This window comes from Arthrobacter sp. IK3 (assembly GCF_051337705.1).
Lineage (GTDB): Bacteria > Actinomycetota > Actinomycetes > Actinomycetales > Micrococcaceae > Arthrobacter_B > Arthrobacter_B koreensis.
In genome coordinates, this window is sequence record NZ_JBPPSW010000001.1 from 33,835 (window position 1) to 52,298 (window position 18,464).

Annotated in this window: 15 protein-coding genes; 7 read left to right on the top strand and 8 right to left on the bottom strand. The window is 66.0% G+C overall.

Annotated features, from left to right (window positions below; genetic code table 11):
- Nucleotides 1–19: 19 nt before the first annotated feature.
- The 3 genes from aceE to ACSLGO_RS00175 form a co-directional block, all read right to left on the bottom strand.
- Nucleotides 20–2,761 (bottom strand): pyruvate dehydrogenase (acetyl-transferring), homodimeric type, encoded by a 2,742-nt coding sequence (aceE, locus tag ACSLGO_RS00165; protein WP_263127699.1) that lies wholly within the window; start codon nucleotides 2,759–2,761, stop codon nucleotides 20–22.
- Between the two features lie 162 nt (nucleotides 2,762–2,923).
- The gene (locus ACSLGO_RS00170) at nucleotides 2,924–3,937 is read right to left on the bottom strand and encodes a PDR/VanB family oxidoreductase (protein WP_436399672.1); all 1,014 of its coding nucleotides are present in this window, start codon (nucleotides 3,935–3,937) and stop codon (nucleotides 2,924–2,926) included.
- 3 nt (nucleotides 3,938–3,940) lie between these two features.
- Complete coding sequence (locus ACSLGO_RS00175) at nucleotides 3,941–5,098, bottom strand: aromatic ring-hydroxylating dioxygenase subunit alpha (RefSeq protein ID WP_325785982.1); 1,158 nt, start codon at nucleotides 5,096–5,098, stop codon at nucleotides 3,941–3,943.
- A 136-nt stretch (nucleotides 5,099–5,234) separates the two neighbouring features.
- On the opposite strand from ACSLGO_RS00175, the gene ACSLGO_RS00180 reads away from it, so the two are divergent.
- Together ACSLGO_RS00180 and ACSLGO_RS00185 are read left to right on the top strand one after the other, a co-directional pair.
- On the top strand, nucleotides 5,235–5,843 hold the full coding sequence (locus tag ACSLGO_RS00180) for a PadR family transcriptional regulator (protein WP_325785981.1): 609 nt from the start codon (nucleotides 5,235–5,237) through the stop codon (nucleotides 5,841–5,843).
- A 49-nt stretch (nucleotides 5,844–5,892) separates the two neighbouring features.
- Complete coding sequence (locus tag ACSLGO_RS00185) at nucleotides 5,893–6,822, top strand: intradiol ring-cleavage dioxygenase (protein ID WP_436399673.1); 930 nt, start codon at nucleotides 5,893–5,895, stop codon at nucleotides 6,820–6,822.
- Here the strand turns inward: ACSLGO_RS00185 and ACSLGO_RS00190 are convergent.
- Nucleotides 6,819–7,475 carry a TetR/AcrR family transcriptional regulator gene (locus ACSLGO_RS00190; protein WP_436399674.1) on the bottom strand — a complete coding sequence of 219 codons (657 nt, stop codon included), beginning with the start codon at nucleotides 7,473–7,475 and terminating at the stop codon, nucleotides 6,819–6,821. The genes ACSLGO_RS00185 and ACSLGO_RS00190 overlap by 4 nt on opposite strands.
- A 145-nt stretch (nucleotides 7,476–7,620) precedes the next feature.
- On the opposite strand from ACSLGO_RS00190, the gene ACSLGO_RS00195 reads away from it, so the two are divergent.
- The 5 genes from ACSLGO_RS00195 (at nucleotide 7,621) to ACSLGO_RS00215 (ending at nucleotide 13,819) form a co-directional block, all read left to right on the top strand.
- The gene (locus tag ACSLGO_RS00195) at nucleotides 7,621–9,405 is read left to right on the top strand and encodes a class I adenylate-forming enzyme family protein (RefSeq protein ID WP_436399675.1); all 1,785 of its coding nucleotides are present in this window, start codon (nucleotides 7,621–7,623) and stop codon (nucleotides 9,403–9,405) included.
- A complete protein-coding gene (locus tag ACSLGO_RS00200; RefSeq protein ID WP_436399817.1) occupies nucleotides 9,351–10,061 on the top strand; it encodes an SDR family oxidoreductase in 711 nt (236 codons plus the stop codon). The genes ACSLGO_RS00195 and ACSLGO_RS00200 overlap by 55 nt, the downstream gene beginning before the upstream one ends.
- On the top strand, nucleotides 10,061–11,311 hold the full coding sequence (locus ACSLGO_RS00205) for an acyl-CoA dehydrogenase family protein (protein WP_436399676.1): 1,251 nt from the start codon (nucleotides 10,061–10,063) through the stop codon (nucleotides 11,309–11,311). Before ACSLGO_RS00200 ends, ACSLGO_RS00205 begins: the two co-directional genes overlap by 1 nt.
- On the top strand, nucleotides 11,308–12,399 hold the full coding sequence (locus ACSLGO_RS00210) for a phosphotransferase family protein (protein WP_436399677.1): 1,092 nt from the start codon (nucleotides 11,308–11,310) through the stop codon (nucleotides 12,397–12,399). Before ACSLGO_RS00205 ends, ACSLGO_RS00210 begins: the two co-directional genes overlap by 4 nt.
- A 109-nt stretch (nucleotides 12,400–12,508) precedes the next feature.
- On the top strand, nucleotides 12,509–13,819 hold the full coding sequence (locus ACSLGO_RS00215; RefSeq protein WP_091601630.1) for an MFS transporter: 1,311 nt from the start codon (nucleotides 12,509–12,511) through the stop codon (nucleotides 13,817–13,819).
- Between the two features lie 97 nt (nucleotides 13,820–13,916).
- Here the strand turns inward: ACSLGO_RS00215 and ACSLGO_RS00220 are convergent, their stop codons facing one another.
- The 4 genes from ACSLGO_RS00220 to ACSLGO_RS00235 all read right to left on the bottom strand — a co-directional run bounded on the left by ACSLGO_RS00220 (nucleotide 13,917) and on the right by ACSLGO_RS00235 (nucleotide 18,356).
- Nucleotides 13,917–15,101 (bottom strand): ABC transporter permease, encoded by a 1,185-nt coding sequence (locus tag ACSLGO_RS00220; RefSeq protein ID WP_377955217.1) that lies wholly within the window; start codon nucleotides 15,099–15,101, stop codon nucleotides 13,917–13,919.
- Nucleotides 15,098–15,982, bottom strand: a complete 885-nt coding sequence (locus ACSLGO_RS00225; RefSeq protein WP_436399678.1) for an ABC transporter ATP-binding protein — start codon at nucleotides 15,980–15,982, stop codon at nucleotides 15,098–15,100. The genes ACSLGO_RS00220 and ACSLGO_RS00225 overlap by 4 nt, the downstream gene beginning before the upstream one ends.
- Nucleotides 15,983–16,092: 110 nt before the next feature.
- Nucleotides 16,093–16,821, bottom strand: coding sequence for a response regulator (locus ACSLGO_RS00230; RefSeq protein WP_091601639.1), 729 nt, complete (start codon nucleotides 16,819–16,821; stop codon nucleotides 16,093–16,095).
- A gap of 86 nt (nucleotides 16,822–16,907) precedes the next feature.
- A complete protein-coding gene (locus tag ACSLGO_RS00235; protein WP_436399679.1) occupies nucleotides 16,908–18,356 on the bottom strand; it encodes a sensor histidine kinase in 1,449 nt (482 codons plus the stop codon).
- Between the last annotated feature and the right edge of the window lie 108 nt (nucleotides 18,357–18,464).

Here is an 18,464-nt window from a genome sequence, read left to right on the forward strand (position 1 = left end):
TCCTTCGTGAGACGGGGACTTAGGCGTCGCCGCCCGCATTGCCGCTGGTACCTGCATTCACGTTCAGCAGGTCATACTTCTCCATCGCCAGGCGCGGAGCGTCCTTATCCACTTCACCGCGGGCCGCAAGCAGCTGCAGGGTCTTGACCACCATGGAGTGGCTGTCGATCTTGAAGTAGCGCCGGGCCGCTGCACGGGTGTCAGCGAAGCCGAAGTCGTCCGCGCCCAGGGACGCGAAGTCGTTCGGTACGAACTGGCGGATCTGGTCCGGCACGGCCTTCATGTAGTCCGTGGAGGCCACAATCGGTCCTTCGGCGCCGGCCAGCTGCTGGGTCACGAACGGCACGCGCGGTTCGGAGCCGGGGTTGAGGAAGGCTTCTTCCTCCGCTGCCAGGCCGTCTCGGCGCAGTTCGTTCCAGGAGGTCACCGACCAGACGTCGGCGGAGACGCCCCAGTCGCTGGCAAGCAGCTGCTGGGCCTCCAATGCCCATGGGACTGCCACGCCGGAAGCGAGGAGCTGGGCCTTGGGGCCTTCTGCATCGGAGGCCGAGACCTTGTAGATGCCCTTGATGACACCTTCAACGTCCAGGTTTTCCGGCGCCTTCGGCTGAAGGATCGGCTCGTTGTAAACCATGATGTTGTAGATCAGGTTCCGGTCTTCGGAATCTTCTCCGTACATCTCTTCGAGGCCGCGGCGCATGATGTGGCCGATCTCGTAGCCGTACGCCGGATCGTAGGTCTTCACCGCGGGGTTGGTGGAGGCCAGGATCGGGGAGTGCCCGTCAGCGTGCTGCAGGCCTTCACCGGTCAGGGTGGTGCGGCCGGCAGTGGCGGAGATCAGGAAACCGCGTGCCATCTGGTCAGCTGCTGCCCAGATGTAGTCCGCGGTGCGCTGGAAACCGAACATGGAGTAGAACACGTAGACCGGGATCAGCGGTTCGCCGTGGGTGGCGTAGGCGCTGCCCGCAGCGGTGAACGCTGCGATGGAACCGGCTTCGTTGATGCCCACGTGCACAATCTGGCCCTGCGGGGACTCCTTGTACGCCAGGACGAGGTCCCGGTCCACGGAGAGGTAGTTCTGTCCCTTGGGGTTGTAGATCTTGGCCGTCGGGAAGAACGAGTCCATGCCGAAGGTACGGGCCTCATCGGGGATGATCGGCACAATGCGCTTGCCGAATTCCTTGTCCCGCATGAGGTCCTTGAGCAGGCGGACGAAGGCCATGGTGGTGGCAGCCAGCTGCTTGCCGGAACCGCGGTTGGCCACCTCGTAGGCAGAGGCCTCCGGCAGCTTCACCGGGGCGTGCTTCTCGCGGCGTTCGGGCACGTTGCCGCCCAGTTCACGGCGGCGTTCCAGCAGGTACTTGATCTCCGGGGAGTCGGCTCCCGGGTGGTAGTACGGCGGCTGGTACGGATCGGCTTCCAGCTGCTCATCCGTGATGGGGATGCGCAGGTGGTCGCGGAAGGCCTTCAGGTCCTCCAGGGTCAGCTTCTTCATCTGGTGCGTGGCGTTGCGCGCTTCGAAGTGCGTGCCCAGGCCGTAGCCCTTGACGGTGTGCGCCAGGATGACGGTCGGCTTGCCCTTGAACTCGGTGGCAGCCTTGTAGGCAGCGTAGACCTTGCGGTAGTCGTGGCCGCCGCGCTTGAGGTTCCAGATTTCCTGGTCGCTCAGGTCCGCAACCATGTCCTTGGTCTGCGGAGTCTTGCCGAAGAAGTGTTCACGGACGAATCCGCCGGACTCGGCCTTGTAGGTCTGGTAATCGCCGTCGAGCGTGGAGTTCATGATGTCCACGAGCGCGCCGTCGTTGTCCTTCTCGAGCAGCGAGTCCCACTCGCGGCCCCAGACAACCTTGATGACGTTCCAGCCGGCACCGCGGAAGAAGGCTTCCAGTTCCTGCATGATCTTGCCGTTGCCGCGGACGGGTCCGTCCAGGCGCTGCAGGTTGCAGTTGACCACGAAGGTCAGGTTGTCCAGCTTGTCATTGGCGGCGAGCTGGAGCAGGCCGCGCGATTCCGGCTCGTCCATTTCGCCGTCGCCCAGGAACGCCCAGACATGCTGGTCCGAGGTGTCCTTGAGTCCGCGGTTGTGCAGGTAGCGGTTGGACTGCGCCTGGTAAATGGCGTTCATGGGGCCGATGCCCATGGAGACGGTGGGGAACTCCCAGAAATCGGGCATGTTCCGCGGGTGCGGGTAGGAGGACAGTGCGTGTCCCTCACGGGACTTTTCCTGCCGGAACCCGTCGAGGTCCTCCTCGCTCAGGCGGCCTTCGAGGAAGGCGCGGGCGTAGACGCCGGGGGATGCATGGCCCTGGAAGAAGACCTGGTCGCCGCCGCCGGGGTGGTCCTTGCCGCGGAAGAAGTGGTTCATGCCCACTTCGTACAGGGTGGCGGCTCCGGCGTAGGTGGAGATGTGGCCGCCGACGCCGATGCCCGGGCGCTGCGCGCGGTGCACCATGACTGCGGCGTTCCAGCGCAGCCAGGCGCGGTAGCGGCGTTCGGTTTCCTCGTCGCCGGGGAACTCGGGTTCCTGGTCCACCGGGATGGTGTTGACGTAGTCGGTGGTGGTCACCATGGGAACACCAACGGAGCGGGATCCTGCCCGCTGGAGCAGCGAGCGCATGATGAACTGCGCACGCTCCGTGCCCTGCGAGCGGATCAGCTCGTCAAGGGATTCAATCCATTCCGCGGTTTCTTCCGGGTCACGATCCGGCAGCTGGCTGGTCAGCCCGCTGAGGATGTCCGTTCTGTCTTCACTGACGCTCATATGCAGCCTCTCGGTTGAGGGCGGGGTCCCCTCAAAGTAATTCGGTGACTCACCGACCATTCCGTTATGCGGAATGCTCAGTTCAATCTATACGAATGCGCGGCTTCATGCCTGCTCAGGCAGGTAGCCGCCGCGCCTTCGTAAGACGTATCACAGAACTGTTTAGGAGACCTCAATGGTGACGACGGCGGGACCGGCGCGGAGCCCGGAAGTTCCGGGCCCTGCGGCGGAATCTGTGACGGCACGCGAGACGCAGCAGCACATTTTCTCCCGGGCCCGCTGCTGGCGTTCGCTGTAGAAGACGTCCCGGTGGTCCACTGTGCCTTCCAGCTGCAGGATCCGCACTTCGCACAGCCCGCATTCGCCCTTGCGGCAGTCGAACATCATGTCCGCCCCGGCGTCTTCGAGGGCTTCGAGCATGGACCGTCCGGGCCCCACCCGGGTTTCAAGTCCCAGCCGCGGCACCCGCACAATGAACTCCTCCGGGCGGTACCAGCCGGAGTTGCCGAACGTCTCATACCGCAGGTTGGCGGGGTCCAGACCATGGTCCCGCCAGGACCGGCGTACCGCGTCCATCAGGCGGATCGGTCCGCACATGTACAGTTCCGTTCCGTCCTGCAGCCCTGCGACCAATTCCGTAACGGACAGCGCACTGCCTTCGGCATCCACGTGGATTTCAAGGGCGTCACCGTGCTCGGCCTGCAGCTCGGCCAGGTAGGCCATGGCGCTGCGGTTCCGTCCGGCATAGACCAGACGGTAGTCGGCCTTCACGTTCTTCAGGACCCGGGCCATGTTCAGGATGGCGGTGATGCCCACGCCGCCTGCCAGCAGGACATAGCGCGGCGCACCTACGCGCAGCGGAAAGTTCTGCAGCGGCTGGGTAATTTCCAGCTCGTCCCCCGGTGCCAGGGTATGCATGAAGACCGACCCGCCGCGGGACGCCGCGGTACGGAAGACGCTGATCGCCAGTTCCCTGCCGCCGTCGTGCGCTTCAACGATCGAGTAGGAGCGGCGGTCCTTCTCGCCGTCAATGGTGACCATGACGTCCACATGGGTTCCCGCCGCGGCCGGAACCGGTTCTCCGGGGGCCAGCACAATGCGGCGGATGCCCTCCGCTACGTCCCGGGTTTCCCGGACGACGGCGCGCTGCCAGGCCTCAACATTTGTTGCAGCCATCGCCTAGCCCAGTGCCGCGCTCTGCCGGACACCGGACGGGAGCCTGCTTCCGTCCGGACGGCGTCCCTCGGCCTCGAGCCGGCGTTCGATCAGCCGCCTCACCCACATGCCGCCGGCGTCGATGTTCAGGTTGTAGAACTCGTAGTCCGGGTTCGCGTCGATCGCCGCCTGCTGCGCGGCGAGCATTTCCTCATCCTCGCCGAAGACGCCGTGGACACCATTGCGCAGCTGGGTGGTGATGAGCTGGCTGTCCAGCCGGTAATTGCGCATGAAGGCCCAGAAGTAGTGGCAGGTCTTCGCCGTCTCCGGGGTGATGGTGTTCATGACGAATCCGTTCACGCCCTGGCTGCGGTCACCCTGCGGTGCGCCAGTTCCTGCCTTCGCCACGCCCACGTCAATGTTGATGGTCGACGGCGCGCGGTAGGTGATGATCTGCCACCGGTCCACCTTGCCTTCAAAGCCGGGGAATTTGTCCCGCATGTTCTTGAGCCAGAAGGGCGGCGGATCGATGTTAAGCATCCAGCGGGTCACTGTGACGGTGTCGTCGTCATGCGTGACGACGAATTCGGATTCGCTCAGCTCGTCCTGGCCAATGGAGGAGGAGTGGACGAACTCTTCATGGGTGAGGTCCATCAGGTTGTCCAGGACCAACTGGTAGTTGCACGGCGCGAAGATGGTCTCGCCGTCGCCGGCCCATTCGTCGGATGACATCTGGTGCATGTCCGGCACGGCGTCCGGATCGGCCAGGGTGGGGTCGCCGAGCCAGACCCAGACGTAGCGGTGGCGTTCGATCACGGGGAAGGAGGGCACCGTGGCGCTGGGGTTGATGGTTTCCTGGGCCGGCATGGAGATGCAGCGGCCCGCCGAGTTGTAGACGATCCCGTGGTACGGGCACTGGATCCCGTCCCGTCCGGTGGTCTTGCCCATGGACAGCGGGGCCAGGCGGTGCCAGCAGGCGTCGGCCAGGGCTACGGCCTTGCCGTCCTCGGTCCGGTAGAGCGCCAGCGGGCGGTCGGCGATCCGACGGGACATGGGCTTGCGGGTCACCTCGTGGTCCCAGGCAGCCACGTACCAGGCGTTCAGCGGGTAGCCCAGCACCTTGGACGTGGTGGAGCTCTGTGTGTGGCTGTTGATTCCAGTATCGGTCGAGACGGCAGTCATTGCGTTCCTTCCAGGAGCATCTGCACTGATGCGGCGGTACAACTCACTATCGACATAGATAGTTAGTGATATGCGCCACAGTATCTATGTCTATAGTGGTTAGGCAAGGGATTTCTTTTTACGGAATGGGGCCGTCATGAGCCTTCGGTACGCACTGCTGGCGCTGCTGAACGTGGAGCCCATGACCGGCTATGACCTGTACAAGCAGTTCGAATCGTCCGTTGGCTATGTCTGGCATGCGCCGGACTCGCAGATCTATCCCGAGCTGCGCCGCATGGAGCGTGACGGCCTGCTGGAGGGCGAGGAAGTCGCCTGGGGCACCAAGGGACGCAAGCGGCAGTACCACGTGACGGATGCCGGCCGTGAAGCATTCCGGACCTGGGTGAACACGCAGCTGGACTATCCGCGCGAACGGGATCCAATGCACCTCAAGGCTGCCTACCTGGAGTGGGCGGATCCGGACGCGGCCCGCAGCCAGCTGCTGGCCCACGCCGAGCACTACGGCGCGCGCCTTCTCCAGTGGCAGCAGAAGATCCAGGAGATTGACGGCGGCACCTCGGACATGCTCAACCGCCGCCTGGCGACCTTCCCCTCCGCAGACCATTCCCGCGTAGCCGCCTTCAAGCGGTTCACCTATGAAGGGCTCACTGCGCGGGCCGAATCTGAAATTGCCTGGGCACAGCGCGGACTGGCGCTGCTGGATGAGCTCTACCCGAAGGACAGCTCCGGCACAGCCGCGACATAGGAAGCGGGCCTAGCCTCAATCCGGAGAGTTCCGGAAGAAGAGGAGAACCATGCCGCACCCGAAAGCCACCTATCAGGGCCGTCCGCTTCCCCGCCCGGAAGAGGACCTGGAAGACCAGGGCCTGCCAATCGACGTCGGGACCCTCCTCCAGCGGCGGCAGGTCCTGAAGGCGTTCGGCATCGGCGCCCTCGGTTTTGGACTTGCGGCCTGCGGTGGACCTGCCGGGGCGGAGGGGGAGATCCCCGATGAGACAGCGGGTCCCTATCCGGGCGACGGATCCAATGGTCCGGATGTACTGGAACAAAGCGGCATTGTCCGCAGCGATATCCGCTCCAGTTTTGGCGAGTCCTCCGGCACCGCCGAGGGCATTCCCCTGGATCTGGAACTGAAGGTCACGGACCTGGCCAACGGGGGTGCTCCCTTTGCCGGAGTGGCCGTCTACGTGTGGCACTGCACGCGGGAGGGGCTGTACTCGATGTACTCCGAGGGTGTGGAGGACCAGAACTACCTCCGCGGGGTCCAGATTGCCGACGGCGACGGCGCAGTCCGGTTCACCAGCATCTTCCCGGCCTGCTATTCGGGCCGCTGGCCGCATATCCACTTCGAGGTCTACCCCGACGAAGCTTCCATCACCGATTCAGCCAACGCCATTGCCACCTCCCAGATGGCGCTTCCGGAGGACGCCTGCAACGCGGTCTATGCCACCTCCGGGTACGAGGCCTCGGTGCAGAATCTGTCCGGGGTCACGCTGGAAGGCGATAACGTGTTTGGCGACGACGGCGGTGAGAGCCAGCTGGGCACGGTCACCGGCAGCGTCGGCCAGGGCTACTCAGCGACCCTGGCCGTCCCGGTGGACACCCGCACGGAGCCTTCCGCGGGAGGTGCTCCCGGAGGCGGTGTTTCCGGAGGGCCGGGAGGCCCCGGCGGGCAGCCCCCAGCCGGTGGCCGTCCGGGCGCCGAACCCCTGGCAGCTCCCTAGGCCGGCCTGGCCCCCACGGCCATGCGGGCGATGGTGCGGTAGCGTTCCGCCAGCTGCTCCGGAGTCAGCTCACCGTCCAGCCGGAACCACTGTGCGACGCCGGTGCACATGGTGACGACGGCGGTACCCGCCTCACGCGGGTGCGGTGCGGAGAAGATTCCCGCCGCCGTTCCCTCTTCAAGGATCGTGTCCATGAGGCGCTGCTGCCGGTCCCGGGCCGCGATGTGGGCGGCGCGGGCGTCCGGTTCCAGGGAGCGGATCTCGCTGAAAGCGATGAAGGCCTGGCCGCGTCGCCGCGCGTGGAAAAGCACCAGGCACTCGACGAGCAGGTCGAACCGGCGGGAAAGGTTGCCGCCGGCCTCGGCGATTGCCTGCTCGCTGCGAATCCACAGATCGTTCATGGCATGGGAGGCGATGGCTACCAGTAGCGCCTGCTTCGAGGGGTAGTAGTGGTAGAGGCCCGGAACTGACAAGCCTGTCCGAGCGGCCAGCTGGCGGATGGTGGTGCCGTGGTAGCCGTGCTCCATGAAGCACTCCAGTGCGCTGGCCAGCATGGGCGGCAGGTCATCCATATCGTAATTCCGCCAGCCGGGGGTGCCGGAGGGCAGGGGGGCGGAGCTGGGAGCCGGTTCCTGTGCAGCAGCTTTTGCCATCGGACCTCTTCGTGTTTGGAAAAACATTAGGTTGCCAAAGGGGGTTGACACTACCTTGTGACGTTCTTCACACTACTTCTACCGAGCGATCGCTCGCAAGGTAGATGCGGAACCATTACAGGGAAGCAGGCACACAGTGGAGGACATGGCGCTCTCACCGGCGTGGGCCGGTGCCTATCCAGCCGGAGTCTCAACGAGGCTGGAAGTGGCGGCCCCTTCGCTGGTGGCGGCGTGGAAAGACCGCGTCCGGAAGAACCCCGGCGGAACAGCAGTCGCCTACTTTGACGGCCGGATCAGCGCTGCGGAGCTCGACGGGCTTTCCGATGCCTTCGCGGCCGCGCTCGAAAACCGGGGGATCGGACACGGGGACCGGATTGGCATCCAGCTGCAGAACATTCCGCAGTACGTGATCGCCTTCCTGGCGCTGTGGAAACTGGGTGCCATCGCGGTGCTGATGAACCCCATGTACAAGGAACGCGAACTGCGGCATCTGATCGAAGACTCAGGCGCCCGGGGCATTCTCGCCGATGACACCCTCTACCAGGCAACGGCAGCGGCCGCCGCAGGAACCAGTGTCGAGTGGATCCTGACCACGTCCGGCCTGGAGTACCAGAGCCGCTGCGATCCCCGCATCTTCGGGCCAGCGGAACCGGTGCCGCCGTCCCCGGACGGAGACATGGCTGCCTTGATCGCCGAATTCACCGGCCGCGCCCCGGCACCGCGAACCATCACACAGGACGACGTCGCCCTGCTGGCCTATACCTCCGGAACCACGGGTGCGCCGAAGGGTGCGATGAATACCCACGGCAACATCCTCAACGTCGCGGCAACCTGCTCGGCCTGGATGGGGCTGGCCCCCGGGGACACAGTGCTTGCCGTCGCACCGCTGTTCCACATTACCGGCGCCGTGATCGACGCCGCTGCGCCGCTGCTCACGGACACCACGCTGGTTATGGTGAACCGAACCGACCCGGCCGTGGCGGTGGATGCCTTTGCCGAACACCGGGTCACCTGCACCACCGGTTCCATCACCGTCTTCAACGCCATCTACCAGCTCCCGGATGCCGGAGCGGAGCACTTCGCCTCCGCCAAAACCCTCTACTCCGGCGGTGCTCCCATCCCGCCCTCCACGGTTGAGTCCTTCCAGCAACGGTTCGGCGCCTATATCCACAACATCTTCGGCATGACAGAAACAACGTCTGCCGTCATCGGTGTTCCGCCGGGAGTGCAGGCACCGGTGGATCCGGCCAGCGGCAGCCTCTCCATCGGGCTTCCGCTGCCCAACGTCACTGCCCGCATCATCGACGCGGCCGGGAATCCGCTGCCGGCCGGGGAACAGGGAGAACTCGAACTCGCCGGACCGCAGATCGTCCCCGGGTACTGGAACAACCCCGAAGCAACCGCCCGAACCATGCCTGCCGGCCGGCTGCGCACCGGCGACGTGGCCACCATGGATGAGTCCGGCTGGGTGTACATCGTTGACCGGATGAAAGACCAGATCAACGTCTCCGGCTACAAGGTGTGGCCGCGCGAGGTGGAGGACGTGCTGTATGAACATCCGGCCGTCTACGAAGCCGCCGTCGTCGGGATGCCAGATGCATATCGGGGCGAAACCGTCGTCGCGTACGTGTCCCTGAAATCCGGTCAGGCGGCCACCGAAGAAGAACTGATCGCCTTCACCAGGGAACGCCTGGCCGCCTACAAATACCCGCGGTCCGTGCACGTGATCGATGACCTGCCCAAGACGCAGACCGGCAAGATCCGCCGCCGGGGACTGCGCGAGACCCCAAGGAAGGATGATCCGTGGCAACTGACCGTGGGCTCCAAGGAAAACTCGAAGGAAAAACAGCAATCGTCACCGGCGCCAGCCGCGGGATCGGGCTCGCCATTGCACGGGACCTCGTCTCCCAGGGCGCGCGGGTCTGCTTGACGGCCCGGCGCAGCGACGCGCTGAAGGAAGCCGCAGCACAGTTCCCGGACGGCAGCGCCATCGCCGTCGCCGGGGCGTCAGATGACCCGGTGCACCGTGCCGACGTACTGGACACCGTGGCCAAGGAGTTCGGCGGGCTGGACATCCTGGTCAACAACGCCGGCATCAACCCGGTCTTCGGCCCGCTGGTGGAGATGGACCTCGAAGCGGCCCGGAAGATTTTCGAGGTCAACGTCCTGGGCACCCTCGCCTGGGTGCAGGACACCGTGGCGCACAGCGGGCTCGGATTCCGTGAACGCGGCGGAACAATCGTCAACCTGTCCTCAGTCTCCGGCGACACTCCCTCACCCGGAATCGGGCTCTACGGCATCAGCAAGGCAGCGGTCTCGCACCTGACCCGGTCCCTCGCCGTCGAACTTGGCCCGGAGATCCGCGTCAATGCCGTTTCGCCGGCGGTAGTGAAGACCCGCTTCTCGCGGGCCCTCTACGAAGGCAAGGAAGACGCCGTCACCAGCGCCTATCCGCTGGGCCGGCTGGGCACCCCCGAAGACGTCGCTTCCGCGGTGACCTACCTGGTCTCCCCGGACGCTTCCTGGGTCACCGGGCAGGTCCTGACGCTCGACGGCGGCCTGCTTGCAGCGGGAGGTACCGCCTGATGGGCGCGCCCGCCCACACTGCCCCCGGCCGCGAAGCCGTGGCGGACCTGCGCCGGCGTACACGTGCGTTTATCCGGGAGGTGGTGATGCCCGCCGAGCCGGTGCCGGGCCAGGCGCTGACCGAGTCCGAGCGTGCCCGCCTCCAGCAGGCAGCCAAGGACGCCGGCGTCTTCGCCCCGCACGTGCCCGTGGAGTACGGCGGCCAGGGGCTGCCGCTGCAGGACTGGCCGGAAATCTTCGAGGAAGCCGGCTACTCACCGATCGGCCCCACCGCCCTGAACTGCATGGCGCCGGACGAGGGCAACATGCACATGCTCGAGCTCATCGGCACGCCGGAACAAAAGCAGCAGTACCTGGCCCCGCTGGCGGCCGGGGACGTCCGGTCCTGTTTCGGCATGACCGAACCGCACCCGGGCGCCGGGTCGGACCCGGACGCTCTGCAGACCACAGCCCGCCGGAACCGGGACGGCTGGCTGATCAACGGCCATAAGCGGTTCACCTCCGGTGCGATCGGCGCCGGGTTCTGCATTGTCATGGCCCGGACGGAGGCCGACGGCGATGCCCCCGCCGGTGCCACCATGTTCCTGGTGGACATGGACAACCCGGGCATCCGCGTGGGGGAGCACATCCACACGATCGACCGGACCATCGGAGGCGGCCACCCGCACGTCTACCTGGAGGACTGCGCGGTGCCGGACTCGGCGGTCCTCGGCGAAGTGGGGCTGGGCTTCAAATATGCCCAGGTGCGGCTCGGTCCGGCCCGGCTGACGCACTGCATGCGCTGGCTGGGACTGGCCAGGCGCTCGCTGGACATCGCGCTGGACCGCACCGGGAAACGGGAAATCTTCGGTTCGAGCATCAGCGAACTGGGACTGGCGCAGGAGCTCATAGCGCAGAGCGTGATCGACATTGAAACGTCGGCCGCGATCATCACCCGCACGGCGGACCTGCTCGCAGCGGATGCGAAGGCCGGCTCAGCCCTGTCCTCGGTGGCCAAGGTGCACTGCTCCGAAGCCGTGTACCGGGTGATTGACCGCTGCGTGCAGCTGTGCGGCGGGGACGGGGTTTCCGACGGGCTGCCGCTGGCCCAGTACCTCAACGAAGTGCGCCCGTTCCGGATCTACGACGGTTCGAACGAGACCCATAAGTGGGCCATCGCGCGGCGGGCTTCGGCCCGGCGGCGCCGGGAAGTGGAAGCCGGGGCGCCCTACCAGGGCGACGCCGTCGTCCGCGGGGAGCAGGAGCGGTGAGCGGGCTGCAGACCACTGCGGACGGGACTGAAGTTGTCTCCACCGGTTCCGAGGCTGCCGCACTCGAACGGCCGCCGCTGCTGGTGCTGGACGCCGTCACCGGTTTCCTGGACGCGCACGGACTCGGCAGCGGGGACCTCGCCTGGGAACGCATCGGCGACGGACAGTCCAACATCACCTACCGGATCATCCGCGGCGGCGAATCGTTCGTGCTGCGGCGAGGCCCGCGTCCGCCGCTTCCCCGGTCCACGCATGACATGGTGCGCGAAGCCAGGGTCCAGCAGCTGCTCGGCGCCGAAGGGATCCCGGTGCCGCAGATCCTGGCGGTCTGCAGCGACGAAACCCTGCTCGGAGTGCCGTTCTACGTCATGTCCTACCTGGACGGGCACGTGATTACCGGATCAGCCCCGGAGCACCTGGATACCCCGGAGCAGCGCGGAGACATCAGCCGCGCCGTCGTCGAAACCCTTGCCCGGCTGCACAGCGTGGACGTCACCGGTCCGGAGCTTTCCAGGCTGGGCCGTGCGGAGGGGTATCTGGAGCGGCAGGTCAGGCGGTTCGCCGGGCTCTGGGAAGCGAACACCCTGCGCGATGTGCCGCTGGTGGCGCATCTCGCCCAGGAACTGGGGGCGAGTGTGCCGGCGTCCCAGCGCGCTTCGGTGGTGCACGGCGACTATCGGCTGGGGAACCTGATGTTCGGGCGGCAGCAGCCGGCAACGGTGACGGGGATCCTGGACTGGGAAATGGCAACCCTGGGCGATCCGCTGGCGGACCTTGGGTACCTCGCCGCCACCTACTCCGAACCCGGTGCCGAGTCCACCGTGATGGACCTGACCTCGGTCACCAAGCAGCCCGGCTACTGGAGCAGGGACCAGCTGGTGGCCGGATACGCGGACCGAACCGGACTCGATGTCAGCGCCCTGCCCTGGTACCAGGCACTGGCGCTGTGGAAATCCGCCATCTTCTGCGAAGCGATCTACACGCGGTACCTCAAGGGCGAACGCCCCGGGGACACCTTCGGACCCACCCTCGAAGAAGGTGTCCCGCTGCTGCTGGAATCAGCCGCCGAAACCCTGCGGAGGAGCTAGCCCCGTCCCCCCCATCGAGATGACAGAAACTGCCCGTATCGGGCGTCAAATGGGCAGTTTCTGCCATGTCGATGGGACACCCCGATGCAACACTGGCAAAGGAGCCATCATGTCTGCACAGCCTTCGGCTGCCGTTCCGGCACGTCCGGCATCAGCCACCGCAGGTAAGAAGAAGTCCCTGCTGGCCACTACGGCCGGCAACATCCTGGAGTGGTACGAATGGAGCGCTTACGCGGTCTTCGCCCCGTTCATCGCCGCGGCGATGTTCAACCCGGATGACCCGGTCTCGGCGCTGCTTTCAACCCTCGCCGTCTTCGCCGTCGGCTTCCTCATGCGCCCGCTTGGCGGCATCGTCTTCGGCCGGGTCGCCGACCGCCGGGGCCGCAAATTTGTGCTGATCACCACCATGCTCATGATGGCCGGCGGCTCCCTGGTGATCGGGCTGATGCCCAGCTACGAGACGGTTGGCGTTTGGGCCTCGGTGATCCTGCTGGCCGCACGGATTGGCCAGGGCTTCGCGCACGGAGGTGAGTCGGCCACGGCCAACACCTACATCGCCGAAATCGCTCCGCACAACCGCCGCGGCATGTGGGGCAGCATCGTGTTCGTGGCGATCTTTGCCGGGTCAATCCTCGCGTACACCGTGGGCGGGTCCGTGACCGCTGTACTGGGGGAAAGCGCCGTGGCCGACTGGGGCTGGCGGATTCCGTTCATCCTGGGTGCCTTCCTGGCGCTCGCCGCACTGTACCTGCGCAAGGGCATGGTTGAAAGCGAAGTGTTCGACGACGCCGCTGCCGCGACCGCCGGTGCGTCCGCGCAGGAACCCCTGCCGCGCCGGCAGATTGTCCGGGCCGTGCTGCTGATGATCGCCATGACCTCGGGCATCACGGCCGCGCACTACACCTGGACTTCCTATGCGTCGACCTACGCGATCACCCAGCAGGACATGCCGGCGGCCTCGGCGTACTGGATGTCCGTCATCGCGCAGCTGATTGCCCTTGTTTCGCTGCCGTTCTGGGGGCGGCTCTCGGATTCAGTGGGCCGCCGTCCGCTGATGCTGGCCTTTGCAGGACTGATGATCCTGCTGCAGCTGCCGCTAATGGGCCTGATCAGCTCCGCTCCGTGGACCCTGCTGGCCGCGTCGTCACTGGCGCTCGTCGTCGTCGCTATTCCCGGAGCCCTGCTCTCGGCGACCCTGTCCGAGAACTTTCCCACCAAGGTGCGCACCCAGGGCATCGGGTTCGCCTACTCGGTTTCGGTGGCGGTCTTCGGCGGCACGGCTCCGTACCTGAACGCCCAGCTGATCGAGTGGAACGTGGGCTGGATGTCCAGCGTCTACATCATGATCCTCTGCGGCTGCACCGCCGTCGCAGTGTGGCTGATGCCCGAGACCAAGGGAATCGACCTCAAGGACGCGTAGCCCGCCGCCGATGCAACGCATCGAGATGACAGAAACTGCCCGTATGAGCGCTCATACGGGCAGTTTCTGTCATCTCGAAGGGGGAGAGGGGCAGCGGCTACTGCTCCAGCTTCATGGCCTTGCGCAGGGTGAGTGCGCCGCCGCCCTGCATCACGGCACGGCGGTAGATCTTCTCGCCGAACCGCAGCAGCGCGTAGGCCGCAGCCAGGGCGAGCGCCAAGGAGAGGAAGGTTTCCCAGAGCGGAATCTCTCCGCTGAGCATCCGGACCGGCATGGCCACCGTGGAGATGACCGGGACGAAGGACGCCAAGACCAGCAGCTGTCCCTTGGCGAACAGGCCGGCGAACAGCGCAACGATAATCACGGTGAGCACCGGGCCGGAGCTGTTGTTCAGGTCCTCGGTGCGGGATGCCATGGAACCGATCATGGCCCACAGCGAGGCCAGGATGAGGAAGCCCACCAGGAAGAAGACCAGGAACCAGCCCGACGCCGGAATGATGGTGCTGACCGAGTCCGCCGTGCCGGTGAACGTCAGCGCCAGCAGGGCGGCGCCGGCGTACAGGGCCAGCTGGATCATGGCCAGGATGGTGTTGCCCGCAACCTTGCCGTAGAGCAGCTGGCGGATCGGAATGGCGGTGGCGAGGATTTCCACCACGCGGTTCTGCTTTTCCTCCAGGACGGAGGTGGCGATTGCCATGCCGAACACGATCGCGGCCATATAGAACAGGAAACCGAACACGAACCCGGTGAACTGGGCAACGAACTGGTTTTCAGCGTCGCCATTCAACAGGGCGGTCTTGAACTCGCTGCCTTCGAGCAGTGCTTCCGGGGTGGTGCCGGCGTTGGCGGCGTTGATTTCCAGGACCTCCGCCCGCAGTGCTTCAGCGATGCCCTGCTGCAGGCCGTTGGCGAGTTCCTCATTGCCGGTCAGCGTCCAGCCGTCGTATGCCACCAGGAGGGCGGCGTCGGCTTCTCCGGACCGGACCAGTTCCTCGGCAGCCTCCCGGCTGGAAGCTTCAACCGCCTCGAAACTGGTGTTGCCGCCGTCGGCCTGGCCGGTTTCATGTGCCGTCTCAACAACGGAAACGGCGTCCGCTCCGGTCACCGCAACGGTGTACTCCTCCGCCTTGCTGCTCATGTAGGCGTTGAAGACGACGACGCCGACGATCAGTACCAGCGTGACGAGGGTGGAGATGAGGTAGCTGCGGTCGCGGGCCTTGACCATGACCTCGCGGAGGGTGACGATCGCCCACGCCGGGGTGGGCCGGGATACGGTGCTCATGCTGCGGTGACCTCACGGTAGATTTCGCTCAGGGACGGACGGATCGGGGCGAATTCCTCCACGGAACCCCGGGTCAGGGCGGTGGCCAGCAGCCGCTGGCGCGCGTCGTCGTCGTCGAACTGGAGGATGGCCGTGGGGCCGGCGACGTCCAGGACCCGCACGCCCGGTTCGTCGCGCACCCAGCCGGCGTCCGGAGAGATGGTGAGACGGTGCCGGTTGACGGCTTTGGCACGCAGGTCATCCCCGGTGCCGGAGGCGATCACCTTGCCCTGCTGCAGCACCACCATGTTGTCGCAGAGCCGGTCCACGAGGTCCAGCTGGTGGCTGGAGAAGAGCACCGGAACTCCGGCGGAAGTGCGTTCGCGCAGCAGTTCCACCATCGAATCCACGGCCGCCGGGTCCAGGCCGGAGAACGGTTCATCCAGGATCAGCACGGAAGGCTTGTGCAGCAGCGACGCCGCGATCTGCACCCGCTGCTGGTTGCCCAGGGAGAGGGACTCCAGCTTGTCCTTGGTGCGGCCGCCCAGGCCAAAGCGTTCAAGCAGCTCGGTGGCGCCCTTCCGCGCATCGGTGGAGCTCATCCGGTGCAGCTGGCCCAGGTACACCAGCTGGTCCAGGATCGGCTGCTTGGGGTAGAGGCCGCGTTCCTCGGGCATGTAGCCAAAGCTGGAGCGTGCCTCGGCATCCAGCGGAGCGCCGTCGAGCAGGATTTCACCGGACGTGGTGCTGAGCACGCCCATGATCATGCGCATGGTGGTGGTCTTGCCGGCACCGTTGGCACCGACAAAGCCGGTCATTTGACCTGAAGGGATGTCAAAGGTCACCGAGTCGACGGCGGTCTTATCACCGAACCTTCGGGTGAGATTGCGGACCTGCAGCATGGGGGTACTGCTCCTTTTCCCGGCGAGCCGGACAGTTGATCGAAAGTAACTGCCTCCAGCCTAGGGAAGGGAGTACGACGCCGGATCGGCCGTTCGGCGGAAGCCGCAGCTTACGCTTCGCGTCCGGCCTCACCCGGAAGAATGAGTCCGGATTCGTAGGCGAACACCACGGCCTGCACCCGGTCCCGTACCTGGACCTTGCCCAGCAGATTGGAAACGTGTGTCTTGACGGTGGCTTCCGCCACGAACATGCGGGATGCAATTTCGGCGTTGCTCAGCCCGGCCGCCACCAGCTCCAGCACCTCCCGCTCGCGCGCGGTCAGCGAAGCGAGAAGCCGCTGCTGGGCCGGGTTGGCCTGCGGCTCGACGGCGGCGGGACCCTCGGGGGCCGCGGCGGTGTTGCGCTCGGCCTCCAGCTGGCGGGCGAACCGCTCGATCACCCGCACGGTCACTTCGGGGGCAAGCAGCGCGTGTCCGCAGGCGACGGCATGGACTGCGCCAACCAGGTCATCGGGATCCGCGTTCTTGAGCAGGAACCCGCTGGCTCCGGCCTGGATGGCGTCAAAGAGGTAGTCGTCGCGTTCGAAGGTGGTCAGGATGATGACCTTGGCACGGTCAGCGGCCACGATCTGTTCGGTGGCGCGGATGCCGTCCAGCACGGGCATCTGCACGTCCATCAGGATGACGTCCACATCATGGGACGCCGCGAAGTCCACCGCCTCCTGGCCGTTGGCGACTTCCCCCACCACCTCGATCTCCTCCTCGACGGAGAGCATCATGGCGAAGCCGGCGCGCACGAGCGCCTGGTCGTCAGCAAGCAGAACACGGATCGGTTCCATAAGTCCTCGAAAAAATCCCGGCCGGCCCGGTGCCGTCCCCCGGAATCACCCTATCGGCTAGGCCGCCGGGCGGGGCAAACCGGATGTCAGCGCAGCGTAAAGCGGACCCGCACCCGCCAGCCGCCGCCGTCGCGCGGGCCAATGTCCGTGATGCCGCCGTGCAGGGCAGCCCGTTCACTGATGCCGCGCAGGCCGTAACCGGTGCCGCCGGTGCCGTGGCGCGGACGGCCGTCGTCGACCGTCTCGACTTCCACCCAGCGCAGGGGCGGTGTATCCGGACCCGCCGGTGTGCTGCCGCTTCGCAGGGCGACGACGGCGCTTCCGGCCGTGGAGTGGCGCCGGATGTTCGCCAGCGATTCCTGGATGGTCCGGTAGACGGAGAGCGCGAGCGGCGCCGAGAGGTTTTCCAGCACGCCCGGTTCGTGTTCGGCGCGGTGGAACTTCACGTCCAGGCCGTTGGAGCGGTAGTCCGCCAGGAGCTGCGGAATCTCCTCCAGCCCGGGCTCCGGCTCGCGCTGGGCAGGACCGTCCGTCTCGGCATCCGAGGAGCGCAGGACACCGAGCAGGGAGCGCATCTCAGCGACGGCATCACGGCTGGAAGATTCGATGGTCTGCAGGGCCCCGGCCGCGGCATCCGGCCTCTTTTCCAGGACCCGGCGGGCAGCACCGGCCTGGATGCCGATTACCGAGATGTGGTGCGCAACGACGTCGTGCAGTTCACGCGCGATGCGCAGGCGTTCCTCGATGACGGCCTTGCGGGCCAGGTCAGCAGCCTGGGCCTCAAGCTGGACGGCCTGGTCCGCGAGCTGTTCGCGCTGGTGGGCGCTGCGCCAGGAGTTCCAGCCGAACATGATGGCGCCGCCAAAGTAGGCGGCATTGAGCATGAAGGAGTAGAGCACGTAGGAAGTCAGCGGCGCGAAGAGTCCAACCGGGTCATTGGAGCTCATGTTGAAGGTCTGCAGGATTTCGTCGTAGCTGCTGGACAGCGTGAAACCAACGATGATCCACAGGAACATGGCGGCGACCACCACAGTGACGGAGAGCCACAGGGCCCGCCGGTTCCGTGCCCACGCCACGGCGCTGTACAGGGACGTGAAGTAGGCGGCCTGGAATCCAATGGTCTGGCTGATTGGCGGCATGGTGATGCCCACAATGACGAACGTTGCGGAACTGAGCAGCATCACGACAATCGGGAACCGGCGCCGGAAGACCAGGAAGACGAAAATGGACGACTGCACCAGGTGCTGGACCCAGCGGTTGCCAATGTCGCCGTCGCCGAAGGCGAATCCGCGCATGAATTCAAGCATTACCGCGCTGAGCAACAGCGCTATGCCGACGCCGATAATGTCGCGGCGGTACCCCTCCGGGCCGGGGGCCGGGCGTTCCCAGTCATCCTCGGCATGCCAGGGCAGGCTGAGCCGGAACGTGCGGATCCGTCCGGCCAGGCCGCGGAGCGACTCTGCGGACACCGCCGGCTTCTTCCCCGGCACAGCTGGACCGCCGGTGTCCGTGCCGGACGGCTGGGTTTCAATCATGCCCAACAGTCTAAATCCGGGAACCCGGCACCGGATCCGCCTTACGGCTGAGGCAGGCCTGCCGGCGCATTGCTCCCCGCGGACCTGGAAAGCTACTGTGACAAGTGC